Annotated in this window: 28 protein-coding genes; 14 read left to right on the top strand and 14 right to left on the bottom strand. The window is 50.4% G+C overall.

The window, feature by feature from the left end; translation table 11 throughout:
• Window positions 1-123 precede the first annotated feature (123 nt).
• The 5 genes from rluB to rnm are packed head-to-tail and all read right to left on the bottom strand — an operon-like array spanning window position 124 to window position 4072.
• The gene (rluB, locus tag HRH59_RS09570) at window positions 124-1134 is read right to left on the bottom strand and encodes a 23S rRNA pseudouridine(2605) synthase RluB (RefSeq protein ID WP_173501039.1); all 1011 of its coding nucleotides are present in this window, start codon (window positions 1132-1134) and stop codon (window positions 124-126) included.
• Window positions 1134-1718, bottom strand: coding sequence for an SMC-Scp complex subunit ScpB (scpB, locus tag HRH59_RS09565; protein ID WP_173501038.1), 585 nt, complete (start codon window positions 1716-1718; stop codon window positions 1134-1136). The genes rluB and scpB overlap by 1 nt, the downstream gene beginning before the upstream one ends.
• The gene (locus HRH59_RS09560; RefSeq protein WP_173501037.1) at window positions 1718-2542 is read right to left on the bottom strand and encodes a segregation and condensation protein A; all 825 of its coding nucleotides are present in this window, start codon (window positions 2540-2542) and stop codon (window positions 1718-1720) included. Before HRH59_RS09560 ends, scpB begins: the two co-directional genes overlap by 1 nt.
• A gap of 22 nt (window positions 2543-2564) precedes the next feature.
• Window positions 2565-3185, bottom strand: a complete 621-nt coding sequence (locus HRH59_RS09555) for an L-threonylcarbamoyladenylate synthase (RefSeq protein WP_173501036.1) — start codon at window positions 3183-3185, stop codon at window positions 2565-2567.
• Between the two features lie 29 nt (window positions 3186-3214).
• Window positions 3215-4072, bottom strand: a complete 858-nt coding sequence (gene rnm / locus HRH59_RS09550) for an RNase RNM (RefSeq protein WP_173501035.1) — start codon at window positions 4070-4072, stop codon at window positions 3215-3217.
• 118 nt (window positions 4073-4190) lie between these two features.
• Here rnm and HRH59_RS09545 point away from each other — a divergent pair, with 118 nt between their 5' ends.
• From HRH59_RS09545 to HRH59_RS09510, 8 genes are all read left to right on the top strand, one after another.
• Complete coding sequence (locus tag HRH59_RS09545) at window positions 4191-4373, top strand: DUF6435 family protein (RefSeq protein ID WP_173501034.1); 183 nt, start codon at window positions 4191-4193, stop codon at window positions 4371-4373.
• 345 nt (window positions 4374-4718) lie between these two features.
• Window positions 4719-6320 (top strand): anthranilate synthase component 1, encoded by a 1602-nt coding sequence (locus HRH59_RS09540; protein WP_173501033.1) that lies wholly within the window; start codon window positions 4719-4721, stop codon window positions 6318-6320.
• 3 nt (window positions 6321-6323) lie between these two features.
• A complete protein-coding gene (locus tag HRH59_RS09535) occupies window positions 6324-6914 on the top strand; it encodes an aminodeoxychorismate/anthranilate synthase component II (RefSeq protein WP_173501032.1) in 591 nt (196 codons plus the stop codon).
• Entirely contained in the window at window positions 6911-7948 is a 1038-nt protein-coding gene (trpD, locus tag HRH59_RS09530; RefSeq protein WP_173501031.1) for an anthranilate phosphoribosyltransferase, read from the top strand. Before HRH59_RS09535 ends, trpD begins: the two co-directional genes overlap by 4 nt.
• A complete protein-coding gene (gene trpCF / locus HRH59_RS09525; protein ID WP_218573487.1) occupies window positions 7941-9332 on the top strand; it encodes a bifunctional indole-3-glycerol-phosphate synthase TrpC/phosphoribosylanthranilate isomerase TrpF in 1392 nt (463 codons plus the stop codon). Before trpD ends, trpCF begins: the two co-directional genes overlap by 8 nt.
• Window positions 9325-10515 carry a tryptophan synthase subunit beta gene (trpB, locus tag HRH59_RS09520; protein ID WP_173501030.1) on the top strand — a complete coding sequence of 397 codons (1191 nt, stop codon included), beginning with the start codon at window positions 9325-9327 and terminating at the stop codon, window positions 10513-10515. Before trpCF ends, trpB begins: the two co-directional genes overlap by 8 nt.
• Window positions 10512-11312, top strand: a complete 801-nt coding sequence (gene trpA / locus HRH59_RS09515; protein ID WP_173501029.1) for a tryptophan synthase subunit alpha — start codon at window positions 10512-10514, stop codon at window positions 11310-11312. Before trpB ends, trpA begins: the two co-directional genes overlap by 4 nt.
• Before the next feature lie 127 nt (window positions 11313-11439).
• A complete protein-coding gene (locus HRH59_RS09510; protein WP_173501028.1) occupies window positions 11440-11934 on the top strand; it encodes an FKBP-type peptidyl-prolyl cis-trans isomerase in 495 nt (164 codons plus the stop codon).
• 49 nt (window positions 11935-11983) lie between these two features.
• Here the strand turns inward: HRH59_RS09510 and HRH59_RS09505 are convergent, their stop codons facing one another.
• Window positions 11984-13087 (bottom strand): PQQ-dependent sugar dehydrogenase, encoded by a 1104-nt coding sequence (locus HRH59_RS09505; RefSeq protein WP_173501027.1) that lies wholly within the window; start codon window positions 13085-13087, stop codon window positions 11984-11986.
• Window positions 13080-13526 carry a hypothetical protein gene (locus tag HRH59_RS09500; protein ID WP_173501026.1) on the bottom strand — a complete coding sequence of 149 codons (447 nt, stop codon included), beginning with the start codon at window positions 13524-13526 and terminating at the stop codon, window positions 13080-13082. The genes HRH59_RS09505 and HRH59_RS09500 overlap by 8 nt, the downstream gene beginning before the upstream one ends.
• Window positions 13527-13716: 190 nt before the next feature.
• Between HRH59_RS09500 and hemH the strand changes: the two genes are divergently transcribed.
• Complete coding sequence (hemH, locus tag HRH59_RS09495) at window positions 13717-14802, top strand: ferrochelatase (RefSeq protein WP_173501025.1); 1086 nt, start codon at window positions 13717-13719, stop codon at window positions 14800-14802.
• A gap of 9 nt (window positions 14803-14811) precedes the next feature.
• Window positions 14812-17871, top strand: coding sequence for a transglycosylase domain-containing protein (locus HRH59_RS09490; RefSeq protein WP_173501024.1), 3060 nt, complete (start codon window positions 14812-14814; stop codon window positions 17869-17871).
• Here HRH59_RS09490 and HRH59_RS09485 read toward each other — a convergent pair.
• Entirely contained in the window at window positions 17868-18857 is a 990-nt protein-coding gene (locus HRH59_RS09485) for a GGDEF domain-containing protein (RefSeq protein WP_173501023.1), read from the bottom strand. The genes HRH59_RS09490 and HRH59_RS09485 overlap by 4 nt on opposite strands.
• A gap of 86 nt (window positions 18858-18943) precedes the next feature.
• Entirely contained in the window at window positions 18944-19531 is a 588-nt protein-coding gene (locus HRH59_RS09480) for an HAD family hydrolase (protein ID WP_173501022.1), read from the bottom strand.
• 156 nt (window positions 19532-19687) lie between these two features.
• On the opposite strand from HRH59_RS09480, the gene HRH59_RS09475 reads away from it, so the two are divergent.
• Entirely contained in the window at window positions 19688-20101 is a 414-nt protein-coding gene (locus tag HRH59_RS09475) for a YccF domain-containing protein (RefSeq protein WP_173501021.1), read from the top strand.
• Between the two features lie 36 nt (window positions 20102-20137).
• Complete coding sequence (locus tag HRH59_RS09470) at window positions 20138-20476, top strand: MGMT family protein (protein ID WP_173501020.1); 339 nt, start codon at window positions 20138-20140, stop codon at window positions 20474-20476.
• Here HRH59_RS09470 and HRH59_RS09465 read toward each other — a convergent pair.
• Genes HRH59_RS09465 through HRH59_RS09455 form a run of 3 tightly spaced genes read right to left on the bottom strand, consistent with a single transcriptional unit; the run spans window position 20473 to window position 21579 of the window.
• Window positions 20473-20763 (bottom strand): hypothetical protein, encoded by a 291-nt coding sequence (locus HRH59_RS09465; RefSeq protein ID WP_173501019.1) that lies wholly within the window; start codon window positions 20761-20763, stop codon window positions 20473-20475. The genes HRH59_RS09470 and HRH59_RS09465 overlap by 4 nt on opposite strands.
• Window positions 20760-21281 carry a hypothetical protein gene (locus HRH59_RS09460; protein ID WP_173501018.1) on the bottom strand — a complete coding sequence of 174 codons (522 nt, stop codon included), beginning with the start codon at window positions 21279-21281 and terminating at the stop codon, window positions 20760-20762. The genes HRH59_RS09465 and HRH59_RS09460 overlap by 4 nt, the downstream gene beginning before the upstream one ends.
• 13 nt (window positions 21282-21294) lie before the next feature.
• On the bottom strand, window positions 21295-21579 hold the full coding sequence (locus HRH59_RS09455) for a hypothetical protein (RefSeq protein ID WP_173501017.1): 285 nt from the start codon (window positions 21577-21579) through the stop codon (window positions 21295-21297).
• 169 nt (window positions 21580-21748) lie between these two features.
• Here HRH59_RS09455 and HRH59_RS09450 point away from each other — a divergent pair, with 169 nt between their 5' ends.
• Window positions 21749-22336 (top strand): acyl carrier protein phosphodiesterase, encoded by a 588-nt coding sequence (locus tag HRH59_RS09450; protein ID WP_178089526.1) that lies wholly within the window; start codon window positions 21749-21751, stop codon window positions 22334-22336.
• A 4-nt stretch (window positions 22337-22340) separates the two neighbouring features.
• On the opposite strand, the gene HRH59_RS09445 is transcribed toward HRH59_RS09450, so the two are convergent.
• Complete coding sequence (locus tag HRH59_RS09445; RefSeq protein ID WP_173501016.1) at window positions 22341-22715, bottom strand: VOC family protein; 375 nt, start codon at window positions 22713-22715, stop codon at window positions 22341-22343.
• Between the two features lie 169 nt (window positions 22716-22884).
• Here HRH59_RS09445 and HRH59_RS09440 point away from each other — a divergent pair, with 169 nt between their 5' ends.
• Window positions 22885-23586 (top strand): YebC/PmpR family DNA-binding transcriptional regulator, encoded by a 702-nt coding sequence (locus HRH59_RS09440; RefSeq protein ID WP_173501015.1) that lies wholly within the window; start codon window positions 22885-22887, stop codon window positions 23584-23586.
• A gap of 52 nt (window positions 23587-23638) precedes the next feature.
• Here HRH59_RS09440 and HRH59_RS09435 read toward each other — a convergent pair whose 3' ends face one another.
• Window positions 23639-24019, bottom strand: coding sequence for a cytochrome b562 (locus HRH59_RS09435; RefSeq protein ID WP_173501014.1), 381 nt, complete (start codon window positions 24017-24019; stop codon window positions 23639-23641).
• Window positions 24020-24108: the final 89 nt, after the last annotated feature.

The following is a 24108-nucleotide window of genomic DNA, read 5'->3' as shown; positions in this document are numbered from 1 at the left end:
GTGGATTAATAGCTGTGGCTACTATGCTCACAGTACGCAGAACAATCTACACAGACGCTTAACTACAACTGCAATACCTTTTAAATATAACAAAGGCGCTTTATGCGCCTTTGTCTTTAGTGCTTAACCTCTGCCTTCACGGCTGGGCTTTTTACCGTTAGGCTGCCGTGCCGGCTTGCCTTTGGGCTTGGCCGGACCTCTGCGCCCTGCCGGCTTAGCGGCATCCGGTTTAGCCGGCCGTGCTTCTGTAGGCTTGCGCTCTTTTGGTGTCCGCTCCGGCGTTTTAGCGGCGATATCGTGCTTACGTACCGCGCGTTTCATACTGGCCATGCGACGGCGGCGCTCGTCTCTGTCTTCCGGTTTTACTAAGGTAGCTACTTCCGGTGCTAAGCTGACTAACTTACGCAGGTAGTTTACATCTTCCAGCGGGTATTCGGCATAGCCGCCGGCAGGTAAATGTTTTGGCAGCAGTAAATCACCGTAGCGCACACGAATAAGCCGGCTGACTACCGCGCCCTGCGATTCCCACATCCGGCGCACTTCACGGTTGCGGCCTTCAGTTAGTACCACATGGAACCAACGGTTGATACCTTCGCCCGGCAGCGCTTTGATTTTTTTGAAGTTAGCTTTGCCATCTTCCAGCTCAACGCCGGTGCGCAGGCGCTGGATCATCGCATCGTTCACATCGCCGAATACCCTTACCGCGTATTCACGCTCTACTTCAAATTTGGGGTGCATCAGGCGGTTTGCCAGCTCACCGTCGGTGGTAAACAACAATAAACCTGAGGTATTAATATCCAGCCGGCCAATGGCTATCCAGCGCGCGCCTTTAATGTTTGGCAGACGTGAAAACACTGTAGGCCGCCCTTCCGGATCGGTACGCGAGCATATCTCGCCTTCCGGCTTGTGGTACGCCAGTACGCGGCAAATTTGCTGCTCTTCGCTGGCAATTTGTACCGGATGGCCATCTACCCGCACTTGCTGGGTTGGGCTGATACGATCGCCCAGGGTGGCAGGTTTGCCGTCAACCGTGACACGGCCTGAGCTTATCCACTCTTCCATTTCACGGCGCGACCCTACGCCTGCGCGGGCCAATACTTTTTGTAACTTTTCACTTGCGGTTTTTTCACTCATTAGTGCAATTCTCCTGTCGTCACGACGGTGTCAGCCAAATCCAGGCTGATGGCCTGAAATTCGGGCAAAGGGGGTAACTGGTTTAAATGTTTTAAACCAAAGTAATCTAAAAACTCTTTTGTAGTGGCGTATAAACCGGGCCGGCCGGGCACTTCTTTATGCCCTACCACCTTAACCCAGTTGCGATCCAGCAAGGTGCGCATAATCTGGCTGCTTACCGATACACCACGGATATCTTCTATCTCGCCGCGGGTAATGGGCTGACGATAAGCTATAAGTGCCAGCGTTTCCAGCACAGCACGGGAATACCGCGGCGAACGCTCCGGCCACAACCTGGCTAAATAGTCACTCAGCTCCGGTTTGGTAATAAAGCGATAGCCCGATGCGGTTTCCGTTAGCGTAACACCGCGGCCGGCGTAATCCTGCATCAGCCTGGTAAGAGTGTCAGTCAGGCGCTTTTTGCTGACATTAAAGCCATCCAGCACTGTGCTTTGTAAATCGTCGCTACTCAGTGGCTTATCGGCAGCAAAAATTGCAGCTTCAACCAACTGCATTAGCTGCACATCATTAATTTTGTCCGCCATTATGCCTCACCGGCTTTAAGTTTGACATGAATTTGGCCGTAGGCTTCCACCTGAATAATCTCCACCAGCTTTTCTTTGGTCAGCTCCAGTATGGCTAAAAAGGTTACTACCACGCCCTCGCGACCTTCTGTTACTTCAAAGCAACCGGAAAACGCCAGATAGCCATTATGTTGGCTGAGTAAGTCCAGAATACGGCTCATGCGTTCACGGGTAGATAAATGCTCGCGCTTAATATGATGGTGCTGAAAATCCTTCGCCCGTTTAACTATGTCTTTTAACGCCAGTGTCAGCTCAGCTAAGTCGACATCGGGTAAGATCAATAGCGGCGCGAAGTTGTCGGCCAGCACGGCAGTAGCGTTAAAGTGATCGCGCTCATCGCGTGGCAGGCTGTCCAGCTCAGTCGCGGCCTGCTTAAACACTTCATACTCCTGCAAGCGGCGAATAAGCTCGGCACGGGGATCGGCCTCTTCGTCCTCCGCTTCAGTGTGTCGTGGCAGCAATAACCGTGATTTAATCTCGGCTAACATTGCAGCCATCACCAGGTATTCTGCTGCCAGTTCAAAATTCAGCCCCTGCATCAGGTCAATATATTCCATATATTGCAGGGTAATTTCGTTAACCGGCAAATCGACAATATCAAACTTATGCTTGCGGATTAAATACAGTAAAAAGTCCAGCGGGCCTTCAAACGCATCGAGCAAAATCTCCAGCGCATCCGGCGGAATATATAAGTCTTCCGGCCGGTCCAGCACCGCTTCGCCACGGACAAAGGCCAGCGGCAGCGGTTGCTGTATGGTTAGGCTGTCGCTGATGATATCGCTCAAGGTTAGCGCTTGCCGTCAGTGTTTAACGAAACGGTGCCGGGTCGCCGCGGCCTTCGCGCAGTACCACAGGCTCATCGTCGGAATAATCAATCACCGTAGTTGGCGCTTCACCAATCACACCGCCGTGCATAATCAGATCAACCTGCTTTTCTAACCGGGCGCGCATATCTTCGGGATCGCTTTCAGCAAATTCTTCACCGGGTAAAATTAAACTGGTACTAAGCAGTGGCTCACCCAGCTCGGCCAGCAGTGCCAGCGCAATCTTGTTTTCCGGAATACGCAGGCCAATAGTTTTCTTTTTCTCGTTCAGCAGCCGCTTTGGTACTTCTTTGGTGCCGCGCAAAATAAAGGTATAGGCGCCTGGGGTATTGTTTTTAATCAGCCGAAAGGCGCTGTTTTCTACCTTGGCATATACCGACAGCTCAGATAAGTCGCGGCACATCAGCGTAAAATGGTGATCGCCACTTACCTGACGGATTTGTAAAATACGCTCCATAGCGCTCTTATCACCAACATGACAACCCAATGCATAGCCGCTGTCGGTCGGATAAATAACCACACCGCCCTGCTGAATAATTTGCACCGCTTGCTTGAGTAAACGCTGCTGCGGGGTTTCCGGGTGAATATGAAAAAATTGGCTCATTGTTATTCTTCTTAAATAAAATTAATGTCTTATGCCGGCGTTACTGCGTTACCCTGTAACGGCCAGTTCGCCCATACCGGTATCACATCGTCGGTTAAATATAGATTTTTTCCGATATCATTCCAAGTTGTTGCCTGATGAAAATCGGAACCCACCGACGCCGTTAACCCGTGCAACTGACACAGGGCCCACAACTCGCGTTTTTGCACCGGCGTTTGCTGCGGCGAAATCACCTCTATTGCATCACCACCCGCCGCAGCAAACTGCTCTGCCAGCCGCTTAACCCACTTGGTAGTCAGCTTATATTTTAACGGATGCGCCAGCACCGCTACACCGCCGGCATCGTGTATCCATTCAATCGCATCTGCCATCTCAACCCAGTTATTCGGCACATAGCCAATTTTGCCGCGACCTAAATACTTTTTAAATACACCATCCATGGAGCTGGCTTTGCCAATACTGACCAGATGGCGGGCAAAATGGGTGCGGGTTAACGCAGCGCCGTTGGCCAGGGCTAACACCGCCGGCAACACATCGGGGATCTGGTTCTTTTCTAACCGGCGCGCCATTTCCTCAGCACGCACTAATCTTGCCTGTTGCTGGCTGGCAAGGCGCTGTAAAAACTGCGGACACTGCGGGTTAATATTTAAACCAACTATATGAATTTCCAGTTGCTGCCAACCGGTAGAAATTTCTACGCCGTTAATCAGCTGCAGCGGCAGTTGCTGAGCGTTTATTGCCTGCTGTGCCGGTGCTAAACCGGCTACCGTATCATGGTCGGTAATAGCCAATACATCCACACCCTTTTCTATCGCACGTGCGATAAGGCCTTCAGGCGATAACACGCCGTCAGAGCATAGGGTATGGCTGTGTAAATCAATTTTCATCAGCACCTCAAAATAAGCTGGTTATTGTCGCACAGCAGCGGCTTATCGCAAAATAAACTGAACTCTTTGCCACTGCACTGCGTAACCGTGCTACACCTAATTCAGAGCGACGAAAACTATGTTTGGCTGGTTAAAATCCGATCCGGTAAAAAAACTGCGTAAAGCTTACGACCAAAAACTGGAGCAGGCGATGCATGCCCAGCGCAACGGAGATATGCGGCTTTTTGCCGATTTAACCGCAGAAAGCGAGGAAATCTGGCAGAAAATTCAGCAATTGGAAAAAACCGCAGCCCGGGGCTGAACGCTGAAGAATAAAGCACAAAAGCCCGCAGCCATCCGGCCGCTTATACGCTTTTATTTCTGTGTTATAACAAATAAGCACTTGACGCCTGCCACCCTTTTGCGGTTTTATGTGTGGCATAACAAATGAGGTCATTAAAGCTAATGCAATTTATCACAACCCTTAACCTGACTAACTGGTGGTGGCACATTCCCAACGGGCGTGTGTAGGCGTTGTATTAGCTGTAATTACCGAAGCCCGTTTCCACAAGAAGCGGGCTTTTTTTATGTGCCTGCAAAACTGTGCGAAGCGGCTGAAACTAAAAATGTCGAGCTATATTTATGAATCATAAGGAAAAAGTGAAACATGATCTTTAGTCATATCACCGACACGCCAGGCGAAGTGGCCAGTATCGCCATGCCACTGCCGTACCACAGTGATGCATTGGCCTGCTATCAGGCGCTGACGGCACAAAGCCCCTATTCGTTGCTGCTGGAATCAGCCGAAATTGACAGCAAAGACAATTTAAAAAGCCTGTTACTGATTGATGCGGCGCTGCGCATCGAATGCAATGCCCAAAACGTGGTAATTACCGCCGTTAGCGCTAATGGCGCGGTGTTGCTGCCCTATCTGGCCACTAAGCTAAGTGGCGACGCCGAAGTAGAGCAAAGCACCGACCGGCTGAGCATTACCTATCAGCGCCCGGCGCTGTTACTGGAAGAAAATGCCCGCCTACAAGCACCTAACCCCTTTAGCGTGCTGCGCACTTTGCAGCGGGAGCTAAAGTGCCAAAGCGATGAGCCGTTCGCGATATTTTTAGGCGGCGTTATCGGTTATGACATGGTCGCCACTGTTGAGCAGTTGCCTGACGTGCCAACAGCAGAAAATCAGTGTCCGGACTATGTGTTTTATCTGGCAGAAACACTGTTAGTGCTGGATCATCAAAGCGGCCACAGCCGGTTGGTCGGTAACGTATTTTGTGGCGAACAGGCCCCGGCTAACTGCTTTGTTATCGGCAAGCGGTTGGAGCAGTTAAAACAGCTGCTGCACAGCGCACCGGCAGAAACGACAACCAATGCAACTATTGACGCTGCAGTGCAGGTTGATATCAGTGATGCTGACTTTATGCATCAGGTAGAAAAGCTGAAACAGCATATTGTTGCCGGAGATATTTTTCAGGTGGTGCCATCCCGCTGCTTCCGACTGCCTTGTCCCTCACCGCTGGCGGCCTATGCCCGCTTAAAGCAGCAAAACCCCAGCCCTTATATGTTTTATCTAAAAGACAGCGCCTTCAGTTTGTTTGGCGCCTCGCCGGAGTCGGCACTGAAATTTGACGCCGCAAACCGTCAGGTCGAAATTTACCCTATCGCCGGCACCCGCCGCCGCGGCTTTAAAAGCGACGGCAGCATCGACCGCGATCTGGACAGCCGCATTGAGCTGGAACTGCGCCAGGATGAAAAAGAAAAAGCCGAGCATTTAATGCTGGTTGATTTAGCACGTAACGATGTCGCGCGCATCAGCGTACCGGGCAGCCGCTACGTCAAAGAGCTGCTAAAAGTCGACCGTTACTCTTATGTGATGCATCTGGTGTCGCGCGTGGTGGGCACGTTAAAGCCGGAACTGGACGCCCTGCATGCCTATCAGGCCTGTATGAATATGGGCACCCTGGTTGGCGCACCGAAAGTAAAAGCCGCCGAACTTATCCGTGGTGTAGAAGGTAAACGTCGCGGCAGCTACGGCGGTGCAGTCGGTTATTTGTCCGGCAACGGCGATTTTGACAGCTGCATTGTCATCCGCTCGGCCTATGTTGCCAATAACACCGCCTATATTCAGGCCGGTGCCGGAGTGGTGTTTGACTCTGTCGCCCAAGCCGAAGCCGACGAAACCCGCAGCAAAGCGCAGGCGGTGATTAACGCCATAGTGTCAGCCCATGATGCAGCGCATGCCAATAGCACAGTTAAGGAGTAACCGATGGCCGTTATTTATTTACTCGACAATATCGACTCCTTTACCTACAACCTGGTCGATGAATTTGCCCAATTGGGCTGCGGCGTAAAGCTGTATCGCAATACGGTGCCGGCTGACTACATCTATCAGCAAATGTTGACTGAAACAGAGCCGGTATTACTAGTGTTATCACCAGGTCCCGGTAGCCCAGCACAAGCTGGTAGCATGCCGCCACTACTGCAACTGTGTGATGCACAATTTCCGGTACTGGGCATCTGCCTGGGCCATCAAGCCATCGTTGAACACTTTGGTGGCGTGGTTGGCCGGGCCGGTGAAATCGTACATGGTAAAACCGCAGCCATTACGCTGCAGGATCATCCGTTATTTGCCGGCTTACCGCAGCCGTTTTTAGTGGCGCGCTATCACTCGCTAATGGCCACCGAAATGCCCAATGCGTTAACCTTGCTGGCCAATGACAGGCACATTCCAATGGCGGTGATTAACGAGGATAAACGCATGCTGGGCTTTCAGTTTCACCCCGAGTCTATCTTAACGACGCTGGGCAAACCGTTGTTAAAACAAAGCATTGATTATTTATTACGGGGCAAAGCATGACAGATAACATTCTATCCACAGTGCAACACAGCCTGAGTGGCCAGGCGCTTAGTTTTTCACAAGCGCAGCAATTTTTCAGCGCCGTGGTGCAAGGTGAGGTTGAGCCAATACATCTGACGGCGCTTTTGGTGGCGCTGAAAATGCGCGGTGAAACTGCCGATGAAATTGCCGGTGCTGCCAGCGCCTTACGCGCTGCCGCTACGGCTTTCCCGCGGCAGATCAGTGGCGGTATCGATTGCTGTGGCACCGGCGGTGACGGCAGCAATACCATTAATATCTCCAGCACGGCCGCCATTGTCGGCGCGGCCATGGGCTTAAAGGTGGTAAAACACGGCAACCGCAGTGTGTCATCGCGCTCCGGCTCAGCCGATTTACTCGAGCAGCTGGGCATCAATATTCAAATGACACCACAGCAGGCGGCCAATGCTCTTGAGCACACTAACTGCAGTTTTTTATTTGCGCCGCTGTACCATGCCGGTATTAAACACGCCATGCCGGTACGTAATGCACTAAAAAGCCGCACGCTGTTTAACTTACTGGGCCCGCTGGTTAACCCGGCCGCACCGGATTTTCAGTTGCTTGGCGTCTATGATCCCAAATTATGCCGCGTAATGGCGCAGGCGCTGCAGCAACTGGGTGTCAAACGCGCCTGGGTAGCACACGGCAGTGGCTGTGATGAGGTAGCGCTGCACGGCACCACCTATGTCTGTGAATTAAAAGACGGCGAGCTGACTGAGTTTAGCCTGACCCCGGACGATTTTGGTGTTGCACTTACACCGCTAAGTGCTTTGGCAGGTGGTGAGCCGGCCGACAATGCTGCGGCTACGCTGGCCATTTTGCAAGGCGAAGGCCCGGATGCCCATAAAGCGGCAGTGGCGATAAATGTGGCAGCAATGCTGAAAATTGCCGGCATGGGTGATGATTTAAAAGTGAATACCAGGGCGGTGTTGGAGCTGTTAAGCAGCAATAAGGCTTTTACTACCCTGTCGCAGTTTAAACACCTTAGTCAAAGCAAGGAGCCGGCAAATGACTGAAGCAATGCCGAATGTGCTGGCAAAAATTGTGACGCATAAAGCCGGCGAAGTCGCCGCACTTAAAGCCGCAAAACCGCTGACAACTTTTGTCGCGCAGGTAAAACCGACTCAGCGTGACTTTCTGGCGGCGCTAAAGCAAGCAGGCCCGCGCTTTATTCTGGAGTGTAAAAAAGCCTCCCCCTCAAAAGGGCTGATCCGCAATGATTTTAATCTTGCCGAATTAGCCCGGGTGTACGGCCAATACGCCGATTGTATTTCGGTATTAACCGATGAAACCTTCTTTCAGGGCAAGTATGAGTACTTGCGCACCATGCGTGAATTAGTCGATAAACCGCTGCTGCATAAAGATTTTATTATCGACAGTTACCAGATTTACTTAGGCCGCCACTGCGGTGCTGATGCGGTTTTGCTGATGCTATCGGTGCTGAGCGATGACGAGTACCGAAGCCTTGCCGCCACAGCCAACGAGCTGAATATGACGGTACTGACCGAAGTCAGCAATGAGGCAGAAACACTGCGCGCTGTGGCGCTTAACGCTGAGCTTATTGGTATTAATAACCGTGACTTACGTGATTTAAGCACTAACCTGGATACCAGCTTTACGCTGGCTAAACTGATCCTCGGGGGCAGAACGGTAGTATCAGAGTCCGGTATTTACACTAACCAACAAGTACGGCATTTAGCGCAGGTTGCCGATGCGTTTTTAGTCGGCAGCTCATTAATGGCACAAACCGATTTAGCTGCCGCCACCCGTAAATTAGTGCTGAGCGAGCACAAAGTATGCGGCCTAACCCGGCCGGAAGATGCCGCTGCCGCTTATGCTGCCGGCGCGTATTACGGCGGGCTGATTTTTTATCCGCCATCGCCTCGTTTCGTTACCCCGGAACAGGCAAAACAGGTGCAGCAAGACGCCCCACTGCACTATGTAGGTGTGTTTGTTAATGCTGACCAGGCCAAAGTCGCACAGTTGGCGCAAAGCTTAGCGTTAAGTGCAGTTCAGCTGCACGGCGAAGAAGATGATGGCTATATCAGTACGCTAAAAGCCTTGCTGCCGCCACAATGCCAAATCTGGAAAGCCTACCGGGTAAAGGAGGCTTTACCTGAGTTTAGCGCGCTTGCCGACCGCATCTTGCTGGACGCCTATCATCCACAGCAGCATGGCGGCAGCGGCATCAGCTTTAACTGGGCCTTGCTGACACAACACAACAGCAACCAGCCGATTATGCTGGCCGGTGGTTTAACGCCGGATAACTGCTTAGCAGCAGCTAAGCTGCCCGTTGCCGGGCTCGATTTCAATTCAGGGCTGGAAACTGCACCTGGCATCAAAGATGCGGCGAAGATCCGGTCAGCTTTTACACTATTGCGGGAGTTTCACCATGAGTGAGCTAAAACTTAACCCTTATTTTGGCCAGTATGGCGGCATGTTTGTGCCGCAGCTGCTGGTACCGGCATTAAAACAGCTGGAACAAGCCTATGTTGATGCCTTGGAAGACCCGGCCTTTCATGCCGAGTTTCAACAGCTGTTAACCGAATATGCCGGCCGGCCGACGCCGCTGACGCTGTGTCGCAATATTTCGCCGAATCCGTTGGTAAAAATTTACCTTAAACGCGAAGACTTACTGCACGGCGGCGCGCACAAAACCAATCAGGTATTAGGCCAGGCGCTGCTGACCAAACGCATGGGTAAAAAAGAGGTTATCGCCGAAACCGGTGCCGGACAGCATGGTGTGGCAACAGCGTTAGCTTGTGCGTTACTGGGCCTGAAGTGCCGCATTTATATGGGTGCCAAAGACATTGAGCGCCAGCAGCCGAACGTGTTTCGCATGAAGCTGATGGGCGCTACCGTTATTCCGGTAACCAGCGGCAGTGGTACATTAAAAGATGCAGTAAACGAAGCCATGCGCGATTGGTCAGCCACTTATGACACGACGCATTATATGCTGGGCACCGCAGCCGGCCCGCACCCGTTCCCCACCATAGTGCGTGATTTTCAGAAGATGATTGGTGAAGAAGCCAAACAACAGATCTTAAAAGCGGAAGGCAAGCTGCCTGACGCCGTAATTGCCTGTGTCGGCGGCGGCTCAAATGCGATTGGCATGTTCGCAGATTTTATCGCTGAAGAGGGCGTAAAACTGATTGGTGTTGAACCCGGCGGTAAAGGCATTAACACCCATCAACATGGAGCAGCCCTGTCTACCGGCAGCTACGGTATTTTGCATGGCGCTTACACCGCTATTATGCAAACCGGCGACGGCCAGATTGAAGAGTCATACTCTATTTCTGCCGGCCTGGACTACCCAGCGGTGGGCCCGCAGCATACCCATTTACAGCAAACCGGCCGCGCTGAATATGTCGCCATTAACGACGATGAAGCCTTAGCGGCCTTTCAGCAACTGGCGAAAAGTGAGGGCATAATACCGGCGCTGGAAAGCTCGCATGCGCTGGCCTATGCCTTAAAACTGGCGGCACAGGCAACAGAGCCGACCGTGTTACTGGTGAATTTATCCGGCCGTGGTGACAAAGACTTAGCCCATGTGCACAGCGTATTAGCAGGAGGCCAGTTATGAAACGCTATCAGCAGATGTTTGCCCGCTTAAACCGCGAAGGCCGTGGCGCTTTTGTGCCCTTTGTTACCATTGGCGACCCGACAGCAGAGCTGTCGTTTGAGATCATTAAAACCCTGATTGACGCCGGTGCTGATGCGCTGGAGCTGGGTATCGCCTTTTCAGATCCGATAGCCGATGGCCCGACCATTCAGGGTGCCAATATCCGCGCCTTAGCGGCCGGCGTAACGCCCGCCATCAGCTTTGATGTGATTGGTAAAATCCGCGCTTACCACCCCACTATCCCTATCGGCTTATTGTTGTACTCCAACCTGGTGATGGCGCGCGGTATTGACGACTTTTACGCGAAAGCGGCAGCTGCCGGGGTGGATTCGGTGTTAATTGCCGATGTGCCGCTGCACGAGAGCAAGCTGTTTCGCCAAAGTGCGATAAAACATGATATAGCACCAATTTTTGTGGTGCCGCCTAATGTTGATGATGATGACCTGCGCGAGATTGCCTCTTATGGCCGCGGTTACACTTATCTGTTAAGCCGCGCCGGCGTAACCGGTACCGAAACGGTTGCCGCTATGCCAACCAGCGAGCTGATAGCCCGTATTCGCAGCTACAACCCGGCACCACCGCTGCTGGGCTTTGGCATCTCCACCCCGGCACATGTTAAAGATGCCATTCAAAGTGGTGCGGCCGGTGCTATTTCCGGTTCGGCCATCGTTAAACTGATTGAGCAGCACCAAAACGAACCGGCAATCTTGCTGGCGCAGCTTAAGCAATTTGTCAGCAGTATGAAGGCCGCGACCTGACAGCACCCTTGTCACTTGTACAAAAAAATACGCCACAATTAAGCTGTGGCGTATTTTTTATTAAAGCTGTCGATTTTTGTTGCCCGACACCCGATAATAGCGGCTTTATGCAAAGCGGACTCATTTTATGCAAATCAGCGAAAACAGCGTAGTACAGTTTCATTACACCCTAACCGACGTAAGCAACGGCGCCAGCATTGAGCTTGAAAGCTCCAACGGTAGCCACCCGCTGCTGTATCTGCACGGCCATGAGCAAATGCTGCCGGCGCTGGAGCAGGCATTAAGCGGCAAAGCTGCCGGTGATAAGCTGGAAGTAACTTTGACGCCCACCGAAGCCTATGGTGAACGTGATGAAAACGCCATTCAAAGCATGCAGGTAAAACACCTGATGGGTGCGAAAAAATGGCAACCCGGTATGACAGCTGTAGTACAAACCGAGCATGGCCAACGCCAGGTCACTATCGTTAAAGTAGGTATGTTTAAAGCCGACGTGGACACCAACCATCCACTGGCCGGTAAAACGCTGAAATTCGCTGTTGAGATTGTGTCAGTACGCGAAGCTACCGGCGATGAAATTGCCCACGGCCATGCCCATGGCGAAGGTGGCCATCACCACCACTAAGCTGCCCTGCGACGCTTTGGCAACTAAGCTTGCGGGCCTGGCTTGTAGCTTAGTTTGCCGGCGTCACTTTAATCAGCTGACCATTATCACTGTCGGTAAGCAAATATAAAGCGCCATCCGGCCCGCTGCGCACATCGCGAATGCGCTGCTTCAACTCAGTAAACAGCACCTGCTCGCTTACCACCTTACGGTTTTCCAGTTGCAGCCGGCTGACACTTTTTGCGGCCAGCGCCGCAACAAAGATATTGCCTTGCCAATCCGGAAACAGCTCACCGCGGTATAGCGTCATACCCGCCGGGGCGATAGACGGCGTCCAGCCCCAAATTGCATCTTGCATGGTAGTAAAGGTGGTAAAAGGCGATATACGGGCACCGGTATAATCAATGCCGTAAGTCGCCACCGGCCAGCCATAATTGTTTCCCGCAGTAATAATATTTAACTCGTCCCCACCGCGCGGGCCATGTTCATGGCTGTATAAGGTTTGGCCAGGCGCATCATAAAAAATGCCCTGCACATTACGATGGCCCAGACTGAAAATTTCAGCAGCATAACCTGGTTTGCCTGCAAAAGGGTTGTCCTGCGGTACTGAACCATCAGCATTTAACCGCACAATTTTGCCCAAATGATTAGCCGGGTTTTGTGCCTGCTCACGGTAGTCAAAACCATCGCCCAACGTTAATACCAGGCTGTTGTCCGGCAAAAAAGCGATACGACCGCCAAAGTGTGCTGCACCGCTTTTTAGCGGCTGCGCCTGAAAAATACGCTTTATATCACTCAGGCCATTGTCTGTAAGCACAGCGCTGGCAAGGCAGGTGTTATTAGCCGTTAGGGTGCCACAGGCATAGCTAATCACAACGCCGGCGTTTTGCGCAAAATCCGGCATTAAGGCAATATCCTGTAAACCGGCTTGTGACGCCTGCAGCAACTGTGGCAATTGCGGCCGGATACTGAAACGTTCAGTGCCATCACCTGACAGGCGCTTTAAGGTGCCGCTGCGCTCAGTCAGCAACATATCGCCATCCGGCAAAAACACCAAAGCCCAGGGGTAATGCAACTGACTGTGCAGCACAGTGAGCTGATAGGATTGCACTTTATCTGACAGTACCGCAGGTGACAGGCTTAACGCCGCCAACAACAATGCTTGCTTAACCATGCACAACTCTCCTTTGCACTAAACCAACATAACATAAGGCGCCGGCACTGCTGCACAGCAACATACTGATAAGGCCGGCAGTGCTGCGGGTGGCAGCTATTAACGTTGGCATCGGCGCTATGGCATTAATAAGCAGCAACATCAGGTACAGCAGCGCAGCACCAATCATTGCCGCCAACCAATAGCGCCGCGTTGCCGGCAATACATACAACACCAGCGCCACAACTGACAGATTAATCAGCGCTATTGGGGCATAGGTCAAACTGAAATGACGTAAATCAAACCAGATTGTCGCCACTATATCGCCGGGGTTAATGCCACCACTAAGTGGCGCAATGGCCGCCAGATTAAACGCGCTTTGTGTGATGCACGCCAGCACCGTTGTTAACACCAGCGCCGGCAACAACGCCGACAACCGGTTGCTGAATGTCACTGCCATTGTGTTACTCCTTTCAAGTCTGGTGTCAGGCTAACGCCTGTCGGCAAACACAACAAGATTAATTTTGCTGCCGGCTTACTTATACGCTGCATAAGCTGCTAAGATCGGCTCAGGCTTTAAATCAGGTAAACTGACTGCGCTGCAGAAGCGTAATGCCAGTTCCTCCAGCAAGAAGAGCAGCCATTCTGTTATGCGTTATATCAATACCTCCAACTTCGACCATCAGCAAAGCGACAAAATCGGCATCCTGTTAACCAACCTTGGCACTCCGGATGAACCTACCCCCAAGGCGTTGAAGCGTTATTTAAAGCAGTTTTTATCCGATCCCAGGGTGGTAGAAGTACCGCGCTTGCTCTGGTGGCTAATCTTAAACGGCGTTATTTTGCAATTTAGACCACGTCGCTCTGCTAAGGCTTATGCCACGGTGTTTACCGAACAGGGTTCTCCCTTGTTATTTCATACTCAGGCGCAGCGCGATGCCGTGGCGGCACAACTGCAGCAAGATGGCCTGAACGATGTGGTGGTCGAATTTGCTATGCGCTACGGCAACCCTTCTTTTGATTCAGTATTAGATAAAATGTTTGCCCAAGGCGTACGCAAACTGATTGTGCTGCCGCTGTACCCGCAGTATTCCGCGTCGACGTCGGCATCGACTTTTGATGAACTGGCACGTAACTTTATGCGCCGGCGCTGGCTGCCGGATTTGCGCTTTGTGTCACATTATCCCGATTACGCGCCCTTTATCAGCGCTGCCGCCGATAAAATTCGTAGCCATTGGCAGCAACACGGTCAGGCCGACAAGCTGATTTTGTCTTATCACGGTATTCCCAAGCGTTATTTACTTAACGGCGATCCGTATCACTGCGAATGCTATAAAACCTCTCGTTTAATCGCTGAGCAGCTGGGGCTGAATAAAGACCAGTATATGACCACCTTTCAATCGCGCTTTGGCCGCGAAGAATGGTTAAAGCCTTACACAGACGAAACATTAAAAGCACTGCCAAAACAGGGTGTTAGCAGTGTGCAAATTTTTTGTCCGGGTTTTTCTGCTGATTGTCTGGAAACCATTGAAGAAATTGGCGAAGAAAATAAAGAGTACTTTTTGCATGCCGGCGGCCAGCGCTATGAATACATCAGCGCATTGAACGCCGAACCACAACATATTGCTGCCCTGTGTCAGTTGATTAAAGACAATTTACACGGCTGGTCTGCTACTAACGATAACCAGCGCGCGCAACGGGCCGGCGAACTTAACAGCGCAAAATACGGAGATTAATGCTTTTGTATGAATGCACAGCGCGGCAGCACCCACAGAACTGAGCCGACATTAAACGCCGACCCACTACTGCAACGAATGCGGTTTGATAATGTGCGCGAAACACCCTATGTTGCACCGCCACAACCACCGGTGCGCTATCTGCGCTGGTTATTGTTATTGCTGGCTATTTTACTGGTGGTGGCACTATATCAGGAAAGCCGTAACCACTTTTATCAGTCAGCATTTTGGCATTGGTATGCCGGTAAACTCACCTATACCGTAAAGCCGGGGGCGGCGACTGAGATCACCTTTCCGGACGAAGGCCCGTTTGACAAACGTTATGGTTACAGTTCATTGCCGCACTGGAGCAACAGCCTGCAACAACAAGGCTTTGTGCTAAGCGCACAGAGCCAGTTTTCCAGCGAACTACAGCGCTATAGCCGTTACGGCTTTTATCCGCCTTACCAGGAAAAAAATCAACCGGGTTTAACCGTGTTGGGCTGCCAGCAAGATACCTTGTACCAGGCGCGTTTTCCGGGCTATCAATTTGCTGCCACGCAGCAGGTAGCCCCAGCCATTGTTGCCGCATTACTTTTTGTTGAAGACCGCAGCCTGCTTACACCATCGCACCCGAACGCCAACCCGGTACTGAACCTGCCACGGCTGGGGGCAGCAGTATGGTCACAATTACAGCGCGCAGCAGGTATTCCGGCAGCCGCTGCCGGCGGCAGCACTTTGGCAACCCAACTGGAAAAATACCGCCATAGCCCGCATGGCTTCACCTCCGATAGCAAAGACAAGTTCCATCAACTGGTATCCGCCAGTGTGCGCACTTATGCTGAATCAACAAACACCTTAGCCGGCAGGCAGCGTATAGTGCTGGATTACCTGAACTCGGTGCCACTGGCGGCAACACCCGGCCATGGCGAAGTACATGGCTTGGGGGATGGTTTGAAAGCCTGGTTTGGTGCCGACCCTGCCTTGGTTAACAGCCTTTTATGGCAAGGGGCGCCATACAATATTCAGCAAGCATTAGCCCTGCGCCAGGTAGTAGCACTGATTATCGCTCAGCGGCGGCCGTCATATTATTTGCTGCAGGGAAGGCGTGATCTGGAGCAGTTAACCTCATCTTATCTGGCTCTGATGCAGCAACAAGGCATTATTGCTGAGGAATTGACGACTCTGGCACTGCAACAACAGCTGACCTTTCAGACGCAAGCCGTTATAGCCAGTGCAACCGATCATGATTTTAAAGCCAGTACCATGGCCCGCAGCCGGCTGGCAGCCTTACTGCAGCAAAGTTTATACCAGTTGGACCGGCTGGATTTAACCGCTCAGACCACTATTGATTCAAAGTTACAGCGCGCTGTCAGCCAACACTTGCACCAGCTTGCTGAATATGACTCTGCCGCCGCTGCCGGCTTGTTTGCTGAGCGTTTGCTTAAACCCGGCCAACAAGACCAGCTGCGTTACAGCTTTACCCTGTATCAAAGTACTGAGCAGGGCAATAAAGTACGGCTACAAACTGACAACTCCGACTTACCGTTTGACTTTAATGATGCCAGCAAACTGGAACTGGGCTCCACCGCCAAATTACGGGTACTGGTAAGTTATCTGGAAATTATTGCCGGCTTGCACCGCCTGTATGCCACCGAGCCTGCCGAAACACTGCAATTTTTAGATATTGCACCGCAAGACCATCTGACAGCCTGGGCCGTGCAATACCTGACAGAACACCCTGGCAGTGACCTTATCTCTATGCTGCAGGCAGCTGTGCAACGACGTTACAGCGCCAACCCGAAAGAAAGTTTTTTTACCGGCGGTGGTTTACATACCTTCAGTAACTTTAATGACGACGAAGACAAGCTCAATCCGACTATAGCCGAAGCACTGCAGCTTTCTATTAACCTGCCGTTTGTACGCCTGTTGCAGGATATGGTTAACTACAGTATTTATCACGGCGAAAACAGCAGTTATCAATTACTGAAAGATGATGATAATCCGCAACGGGAGCAATATTTACGTCGCTTTGCTGACCGCGAAGGCACCACCTATTTACGTCGTTTCTGGCAAAAATATCAGACAAAAACCGCACAACAGCAGTTGGATATTTTTATCCAAAGCAGCAGACAAACGCCGGATCGCCTGGCTGCAGCATACCTCTACATTCGCCCGGACAGCACATTGTCCCAATTCAGCGACTTTATGCAGCAGCAGTTTGACAGTAGTAACGACTGGCAGAGCCTGTACCAGAAGTACCAACCGGATGCGTTTAGCTTACCGGATCTTGCCTATTTGTCCCGCAGTCACCCGCTCGAGCTCTGGCTGCTGTCATACTTACAACAGCAACCTGAAGCCACACTGGCCGACGCTGTAGCCGCCAGTGCACAGCAACGGCAGGAAATTTATCAATGGCTGTTTAAAACCCGTTTTCGCAGCGCCCGCGACAACCGCATCCGCAGCATGCTGGAAATCGAAGCCTTCTGGGATTTACATCAACGCTGGCAGCGCCTTGGCTATCCGTTTGAGTATCTGGTGCCTTCGCTGGCTACGGCGCTGGGCAGTTCAGGCGACAGGCCGGCGGCCCTGGCTGAACTGGTTGGCATTATTCTTAATAACGGTAAGCAATTACCCACAATGCGTGTAGAACGCTTAGATTTTGCTGTTGATACCCCCTATGAAAGCCGCTTTACGCGGCCAGAAGCCCAGGCTGTGCAGCTAATGGATGCAGAAGTGGCATTAACAGTACGACAACTGTTACAGCAAGTGGTAAACGCCGGCACAGCACGCCGGTTGCAGCAGGGTTTTAACAGCAACCTGACGCAAGGTGGTAAAACCGGCACCGGCGACAACCGTTTGGTGAAGCTCAATGCCCGAGGTCAACAAATCAGCTCTAAGGCGCTGAACCGCACGGCAACCTATGTGTTTTATTTAGGCGCTGCACATTTTGGCGTGCTGACAGCCTATGTGGCAGATGAAACAGCGGAACAGTTCAGTTTTACCTCTGCACTGCCGTTGCAGGTGTTAAACAGCATGGCACCGATATTATTGCCTTATATTGAGCAATCATCAGTTGGTTGCCGCTAACCGGCAACCACTTTGTTGCGGCCTTCATGCTTAGCCTGATACAACGCCATGTCCGCCCGATGCAGCCAGGCTTCCCAATTCTCGTCCGGCTGCAACATGGCTACCCCGATAGAGGTGGTCATATGCGAGCCGTCCGGCGTGATTAGATAACTGGCAATACCATTACGGATTTTCTCCGCCAGCTTGGTTAAATCGGCTGGCTTCATGTCAGCCAACAATACGACAAACTCTTCGCCGCCAAAACGAAATACCTGATCACTCTGGCGCAACATTGATTGCAATAATGGTATAAGCCCAGCCAACACCTGATCACCCACATTATGGCCATGGTGATCGTTAATTTGCTTAAAATGGTCCAAATCAAGCAGCATTAGACCGTAAGGACGGCCAAAACGCTGATGTTCATTAATCGCTACAGCCAACTGATCATTTAACGTACGCCGGTTAGCCGCACCGGTCAGGCTGTCTGTGGTCGCCAGACGTTTAAGCTCGCGGCGCTGTATTTGTGCGCGATAGGCAAAAATAAACGCAAAAATGCTGGTGACAGTAGTCGTCACAATAAAAGACACCATCTGAAACTGACTGGCAAATACCAAGCCTGGTCGCAGGTTAGCAATCAACAACAAGCAGCTCAGCATTGTGATCAGTAACACAAAGGCTTTAAGCGGAGACACCAGAAAAAAAATAAACACCAAAAACGGATAAACCCAAAACAGACCGTCCACACCCAAATTAATGCACACTAAAACAACACCAAAACAAAACACCAACGCCATAAACAAGCCGGGTTTTACGGTGTCACCGGTGCGCCACGCCATCCGGGTAGCAATAATGGCGCATAGCACCATAAGCAGATCGGCAATACCGACAATATAATTGCCGTGATACAGCCGGTATATGCCGTAGGGTGTAATACAGAGCACTATTATTGCCCCTACCAGAGTGAGCATCGCCAGATAAAAATCGTCTTGCAACCGCTTTAACACCAACAACCTCCGGGGTACTGCCTAATCTTGCGTTGTATTAATATAGAGCCAAGCTTGCTGAATACCTAATCAGTTTAATAACTCTTTTACTGCTGCAAGGCTTGCGTCAACTGATCAAAATGGCTGAATACCCAATCTGCCTGCGGCGCGAAATGCCGGTTGTGCTCATTCAGATATAAGCAAGACACCATACCGGCATTGGCCGCCGTTTCAATATCATAGATATAGTCTCCGACATAGATCATTTGCTCTGCCGGCAACTGTAAGGTATCGGCCAGTAACAACAATCCGGCCGGGTCAGGCTTGGCAGCACAGTCTTCTCTGGTCAGCACATGTTCTATCGGCATATTTAATCGCTGAATTGTCAGGCTGGTCGCTGCGCGCATATTGCGGGTTAACAATGCCAGCGGCATCTTGTTGGCGCGCAGGGCATGCAAACATTGCTCAGCCCCCGGCATCCAGGTTGCTTTAGCAGCGCCGTTTAACTCATGTTGGCGGATAATATTGTCGGCTCTGCTAAACTGCTGCGGGTCATCCAACAACGCCAGTTGCTCCAATAACGGCGTACCCGCTGGCCAGCCTATATCGCGACAAATCGCTGCAAAATCCAGTGCTGAATCAACCAACGTGCCGTCCATATCAAATACCACCGCCTTAATATGCTGTAACTGCAAGGCTAAACTCCTGTGTTAGTTAGTCATTTATGCCACAAATTAGCTTTTTTACCATTAGTGGAATATGCCAAATTCTTAATACATTGATTTTAATCATTATATTTTTGGCGTGATATCTGCTTAGTAGCAGATATCATTGATGAACGAGGATAAAAAATGAGTGTGTTCAGATTATTATTTAATATACTGTGGTTTGTACTGGGTGGCTTTGTGATGGGCTTAATGTGGTGGTTGGTTGGTCTGTTATGCTTTATCAGCATTATTGGTATTCCGTTTGGCCGCAGTTGCTTCGTTATTGGTGAAATGGCATTTTGGCCCTTTGGTCAGGATGCGGTAAACCGGCGTTACATTAACCGTTATGATGATGTCGGTACCGGCACTTTAGGTACCCTTGGTAATATTATCTGGTTCTTACTGTTTGGCATATGGCTGGCGCTGGGGCATCTGGGTCATGCAATAGTGTGTTTTATCAGTATTATCGGTATTCCGTTTGGTATACAACATCTTAAACTGGCGCTGTTAAGCTTGGCGCCAATTGGTAAAACGGTTGTTGCCCGCCACGCTATTTAAGCTGGCGCAAGCTAACCATGTAGCACGGAGCAAGCAGTGGCAAAAGATAACTACCAACGTATTTGGCAAACTGTGCTACTGATCCCCAATGGAAAAGTAGCCAGCTACGGCCAAATTGCCGATTTAGCCGGCTTGCCGGGCAGAGCAAGATTGGTAGGCAAAGCGCTGGGATACGCCCCTGCAGAGCTGGCCGTGCCATGGTACAGAGTGCTGCGTAGCGACCGCAGCCTGGCATTTGCGCCAAGCTGCGCTACGGCATTGCAGCAGCGGCAGTTATTGTTGGCAGAAGGTGTGGTGCTGAAGAAGAACAGAGTGGATAGCTCAGCACTGTGGCAACCCGATTTGGCAGAGCTGTTGTTTAAACTGCAGTATTAAACCTTTGTTAAACGCCGCTTAGCCCTTAACAAGGCTTCTTGCTCAAACTCTTCCATATATTCTGCCAGGTCGCCTTTCCATTGCTCATCGGCCTGCTCAGCAGCGTCTTTTACCAGACCAACCTCCAGTTGGTCACGGCGCACTAATAGCTGATGTGCACGATCCTGCATCTCCAGTTCCACTTCAGCTTGTATTTGGCTGATAGAGCGTAAAATACTAAGTTTTCTATAGGCCATAAAAGCGAGAGTATTAATTAACACTATAGCCAGCACAAAAATAATATTCATACCATAGAACCCGCTTTCAAATAGCGCTGACTCAACTTAAACTCGTATATCAAGCTGATCACAACAACAGACACCTGGACAATATTCAGTGAGGGAATGCCATACCGGTATATTTGTTGAAAGACTTCAGCATCAAATATAAAGCGATCAATAAATCTGAAGGTTTGCAATGTAGCAAGCATGACGAAAAACATACCTGTCAGATTAGCAACAAAGCTTACACTCTGTTTAAGTAAGTAATGAAATTTGTACAACAAAAACACCGCTAACATATCGATCAGCGCAAAACTTGCATACCAGGTAAATTTGTAAGCCATCCCAGGCTGACTGGAAAATTGATACAACATAGGAGATAAAGAGGTCATAGCACCATTGGCAACACTAAGAACTACCAGAGTGATCACAAAAGATGACACTTTGCGCTGAAATAACATTACCAAAATCAGCAAAACAAAGTACGCGATAAATATTATTTTATCTAATGAGAACAATACAGCATCAATTTCTGACCAATTCATGAGCGCCTCTCAACTAGACCTGACTTGGTGGCTCAATGCCTGCTCCATTACCCTGCGTCTCTATCGCTGCATTACCTGGTGGTTCTATACCTGCTCCGTTACCTTGCGTGTTACTTGCTCTTTCTTGCTGTAATAACGCTTGCGCACGCTCACTGATCTGTACTGAATCAGTTGCCGAAGGTGGCGATGTTGCCGCTGTCGCCGCATTCTGATTGTTTTGCTGTTTTAATGTTGCCGCTGCGGGTTTTTCCTGAGTATAAAGCTGAGCAGTATTATTATTGATATTGCTGATTGCCATAGTATCCTCTCCAACCAAAGTAACAAAGCTTTAACGATACTAGTGCTAAAATGCCGTTAGTACCAGTGGATATAGCGCTACAAATTTGACAAAAAACTGATATTTTCAAACTGATAGCAAAAAAGCTTATTAATATAAGCAAATAATATGGCCGGGTGTTGCAGGAGGAATGGTGAATTATTTAGCCCATGCAGTTTTGGCGCAACCTAATCATTATTCGTTAACGGGCAACCTACTCGGTGACTTTTGTAAAGGTGTTAACACAACACAACTGCATCCGCGTATTGTCGCCGGATTGTATAATCATCGCGCCGTAGACCGTTTTACTGATCAACACCCTGCAGTGCGCAGCGCTAAGCAGCTATTTTCCGACCAGCGTCGCCGTTTTGCCGGTATAGCGTTGGATGTATTGTTTGATCACTTTTTAATTATTCATTGGCAGCAGTTTTATCCGCAACCTTTTGCCGACTATAAACAGCAGCTATACCGGCAACTGGCAGAGGCTGAACATCTGATGCCGGCTCACATGGCTGCGACAATACGCAGTGTGCGAACACATGATTGGTTTAGCAATTATCAACAGTTGGCACAATTAGGTACAGCGCTGGACCGCATTGCACAGCGGATCCGTTTTGCTAATCAGTTTGGTGGCATGATAGAGGAAATTAAGCCGAATTATGCCGCACTGGAGCAAAGCTTCTTATGGTTGTACCCTGAATTACGCCAATATATTGCAGCGCTGGCATTAGAAAACTAAGCGTTTACTGCTGCGAGTGCATTCCAACTTTATTGCCCTCACTGTCCAGAAACACGCCGATAAAACCATGCTCACCAATACTGGTTTTACCCAGCAACAGTTTACCACCGCCATGCTCCACTTTTGCCAACAGCGTTGCTACATCGGCACATTCAAAATATACCATAGTGCCTTTATCACAAGGCTCATAGTCCGGCCCCTGCACTAAAGCCCCGCTGCTGCCCGGCGTACTGTGATCAAACGGAAACATTGCCATGGTGTCGGTGCCCATTTCTAACATGTCAAACTCGACAGCAAACACATGATGGTAAAAATGCCTGGCACGCTGCATATCGGTTACCGCTATTTCAAACCAGCCCACCGGATTAGGATTAAACATAAGGCTCTCCTTCGTTAACAGGTCAAAGCGTAGTGCAGCCTTACTCAGGCTGCCAACTTATCTTTGATTCAGCGCCAGATTTATGCCGGCTTTTGTTGCGTTAAAAGCCTGCTATTGGCTAGACTAGCGCCCTGTTCGTTTTGATAGCTAAAAATACAGGAGCGCAATAATGGGCGCACAATGGAAAGCCAAACATAAAATGGATGCGGCCAACGCTAAAGGCCGTATTTTTACCAAACTGGCAAAAGAAATTGCCGTCGCCGCCCGCAATGGTGCCGATCCGGATATGAACGCTAAATTGCGTTCTGCCATTGAAGCGGCGAAAAAAGCATCTATGCCTAAAGACACGCTGGAACGCGCAATCAAGAAAGGTGCCGGTCTTTTAGATGGCCCGGCAAACTACGAAACAGTAGTTTATGAAGGCTTTGCGCCGCATCAGGTGCCGGTAATAGTAGAATGTTTAACCGACAACAAGAACCGCAGTGCCATGAGCATCCGTCAGCTGTTCCGTAAAGGCCAACTGGCCACTTCAGGCGCAGTATCCTGGGACTTTAAACACTTAGGTCAAATTGAAGCTGAACCTGAAACGGCAGATGCCGATATGGAACTGGCGGCAATTGAAGCCGGCGCGCAGGATTTTGAAGCCGGTGATGATAACGAAGTGGTGTTTTTAACTGAAGCTACCGACTTAGATTTAGTCGCCAAAGCGTTGCCGGAGTTTGGTTATAAAGTATTAACCGCTAAGCTGGTTTATCGCGCCAACAACCCTGTAACGCTGGATGATGCCCAGCGTACTGAAGTAGAAGCCTTTTTAGATGCTATTGATGCGGATGACGACGTACAAAACGTCTATGTTGGCCTGGCCGGCTAACCAATTATAATACCTGCAAAGCCATCCGCCCGGATGGCTTTTTTATTGCCACTTAGCCAAACAATAACTGCCAGATACTGACTTTTCGCTGTTTGTGATATTCCTTACGCAATGCCTCTACCCGGCGTAAATGTTGTTGTGCCGCGGCCATATCATCGCGCTGCGCCGCAGCCTTTGCTGACTGTAATTCTGTTTGCACCTGCGCCAGGCCCTGACGAAACTGCTCCGCCTTATCATCAGCAAACTGTGCCTGCTTCGCCTGCCCCGTTAGCATGATCAGTTCATCCAACACCGGTAGTAGCTTATTGCTGTCGGTGATTTCGATTGCTTGCTTAAACTGAAAGCCCATGTTCTTCATGGTTTGTTCAAGGTCGACGGCAGCGCCGGCGGTAAAGGTTAAAAACAAGCACAGGCCTAAACTAATAGTACGCATAATAACAACTCAGCAAAAAACAGGCAGGCAGTTTAGCGTAAAATAGCCGGTCAGGCAGTAAACCACTGCCGGGCCGGCCAAAAAACACG

This window comes from Rheinheimera lutimaris, assembly GCF_013283795.1.
Taxonomy (GTDB): Bacteria; Pseudomonadota; Gammaproteobacteria; order Enterobacterales; family Alteromonadaceae; genus Alishewanella; species Alishewanella lutimaris.
The sequence above is the reverse complement of the archived record's forward strand: the minus strand, read 5'-3'. Positions and strand labels throughout refer to the sequence as shown.